The sequence below is a fragment of the Mesorhizobium sp. M7A.F.Ca.CA.004.04.2.1 genome (genome assembly GCF_004022825.1).
GTDB lineage: Bacteria > Pseudomonadota > Alphaproteobacteria > Rhizobiales > Rhizobiaceae > Mesorhizobium.
Window position 1 is genome coordinate 1 of record NZ_RZPH01000872.1, and the last position, 2,612, is coordinate 2,612.

General features: G+C 65.1%; 3 protein-coding genes. All 3 read left to right on the forward strand.

Annotated features, from left to right (window positions below; translation table 11 throughout):
* Positions 1-126: 126 nt before the first annotated feature.
* Positions 127-1,638 (forward strand): tRNA (adenosine(37)-N6)-threonylcarbamoyltransferase complex ATPase subunit type 1 TsaE, encoded by a 1,512-nt coding sequence (gene tsaE / locus EN893_RS28455; protein WP_127267522.1) that lies wholly within the window; start codon positions 127-129, stop codon positions 1,636-1,638.
* Positions 1,635-2,363: a nucleotidyltransferase family protein gene (locus tag EN893_RS28460; RefSeq protein ID WP_127267521.1), complete on the forward strand. Its 729-nt coding sequence runs from the start codon at positions 1,635-1,637 to the stop codon at positions 2,361-2,363. Before tsaE ends, EN893_RS28460 begins: the two co-directional genes overlap by 4 nt.
* On the forward strand, positions 2,360-2,612 hold a 253-nt coding region (locus EN893_RS28465; protein ID WP_164901187.1), incomplete at its 3' end, for a hypothetical protein. The genes EN893_RS28460 and EN893_RS28465, both read left to right, overlap by 4 nt.

A 2,612-nucleotide genomic window follows, 5' to 3' on the forward strand; every position in this document is an offset into this window, starting at 1 on the left:
CAAGAGCTTCGTCGAGCTGCATGGCGGCAGCGTTCGCATCGAAACCGGCAAGGACAAGGGCACGACCGTCATCTGCACCTTTCCAGACATGCCGGGCATCCGCGCCGCGGCCGAGTAGCGCGTTCGATGACCGGACTGGTGCTGGAGCGATTACTCGCCGACGAGACCCAGACAGCGCGGCTGGGCGAAGATCTGGCGCTGTCGCTGCGCCCGGGTGACGTGCTTGCCCTCAAGGGCGATCTCGGCGCCGGCAAGTCGACGCTGGCGCGGGCCTTGATCAGGACCCTGGCCGACGATGCCGGTCTCGATGTTCCGAGTCCGACCTTCACATTGGTGCAGAGCTACGACACCCGCATTCCGGTCCATCATTTCGATCTCTACCGCCTGTCCTCGGCGGACGAGATCGATGAGTTGGGGCTCGACGAAGCCCTGGCGCAGGGTGCTGCTTTGGTCGAATGGCCGGAACGGGCGGAAGCCCATCTGCCGAAAACCACAGTCCTGATCGAGCTCGTCCAGCATGGCGAAGGCCGGCTGGCGCGATTGTCAGGCCAGGGTGATGCCTTCGATCGGGCGGCACGGTCGTTGGCCATGCGCGACTTTCTCGTGAACGCCGGCTGGGGGGAAGCGCAGCGCCGCCATTTCATCGGCGATGCTTCGGCCCGCTCCTATGAGATCGTTTCGTTGCCGGACCAAAAGCCTCGGGTCTTGATGAACTCGCCACGGCTGGTTCTCGGTCCGCCTGTGCGCGACGGCAAGCCCTATGCCGAGATCGCGCATACCGCTCAGTCGGTCTCCGCCTTCGTTGCCATCGACCGCGCCTTGAAGGAAGGCGGCGTCAGCGTTCCGCAAATCCATGCCGAGGACCAGGAGCAAGGTTTCCTGCTTCTCGAACATCTTGGTTCCGAAGGTTTCCTCAGCGGCGATGGCCAGCCGCTGGCCGAGCGTTACGCAGCGTCCGCTGAGCTGCTGGCCATGATGCACGGCAGGGCCTGGCCGCAGCGCCTGGAAACAGGGCAAGGCGGCTTCCACGATGTGCCGCCTTTCGACCGCGACGCCATGATGATCGAAGCCGATCTGCTGGTCGACTGGTACGTGCCGGCAATCACTGGCGCTCCGGCAAGCGAGAGCTTGCGCGCCGGTTACCACAAGCAATGGAATGCGCTCCTCGACCGGCTGCAAGGCCGCGAGGTCACGCTGATGCTGCGCGACTTCCATTCGCCAAACATCATCTGGCGCGGCGACCGTTCCGGGCATGATCGGCTAGGCATCGTCGATTTCCAGGATGCGCTGATCGGCCCTTGCGCCTATGACGTCGCCTCGCTCGCCATGGACGCGCGGGTCACCATCTCGCCCGAGATCGAGAAACAGACGCTGGATGCCTATGTCGCGGCGCGCCACGCAGCCGGCGCTTTCGACGAGGCAAGCTTCCTGGAATCCTACGCCATCATGGCGGCGCAGCGAAATTCCAAGATCCTCGGCATCTTCGTCCGTCTCGAAAAACGCGACGGCAAGCCCTATTATCTGAAGCACTTGCCGCGCATCCGCGACTATCTGCGCCGGGCTCTGTCTCATCCGGCGCTGGCAAGCCTGCGCGAGTTCTACGACGCCCAGGGTTTGCTGGAGGAGCGAGCGCTGTGACAGCAAGACCGGACACCGCCATCGTACTTGCCGCCGGGCTTGGCAAACGCATGCGGCCGATCACCGACACCATTCCCAAGCCACTGGTCAAGATTGCCGGCAAGACGTTGCTCGACTGGAGCCTCGACAGCCTGGCCGCCGCCGGCGTCGGCAAGGCGGTCGTCAACGTCCACTACTTTCCCGAACAGATCGTCGCCCATGTCACTGCCCGCCGCGCGCCAAACATCGTCATTTCCGACGAGAGCGAACAACTGCTCGATTCCGCCGGCGGCATCGTCAAGGCGTTGCCCGAACTGGGCGATCAGCCCTTCTACATCCTCAACGCCGACACGTTCTGGATCGATGACGGTCCTCTCAATCTCCAGCGCCTCGCCCTTGCATGGGACGCGGCGAAAATGGATATTCTGCTGATGCTGGCGGATCTCCAACAGGCGACCGGACACTGCGGCAGCACCGATTTCCTGGTGGCGCCGGATGGCGGCTTGCGGCGTTCGAAAGGCGACCCGGCGGGGCTGATCTATGCCGGGGCGGCGATCGTCCATCCGCGCCTGTTCGAGGGTGCACCGGCCGGGCCGCACTCGCTCAACGCCTATTTCGATTCCGCCATCGCGGCCGGCCGCCTGTTCGGCATGCCCATGCATGGCCACTGGATCACCGTCGGCACGCCCGATGCCGTACCGCTCGCGGAAGCGGCGGTCGCCGGTGCGCTCATCGAGTCGCAATGAGCGGCTCCAGCCGCGTTTTCTCGATCCCGCCCGGAGCGCCGTTTCTGCCGACGCTTGCCGAGGCGCTGCTTGCCGGCCGCCTTGTTCCGGGGTTTCGATTTGACGGCGACCCGCTCGCTTTGGCCGATGTCACCATCTATGTGCCGACACGCCGTGCCGCGCGTGCCGCCAGGCTGTCGACGAAGACACCCCGCAAGGCACGCGGCGGCGGCGGCTCGGCGATCCTGCCGGTCATCCGGCCACTGGGCG

Coding starts and splice junctions, on each gene's coding strand:
- tsaE (WP_127267522.1), top strand. CDS start 127: ATGACCGGACTGGTGCTGGAGCGATTACTCGCCGACGAGACCCAGACA.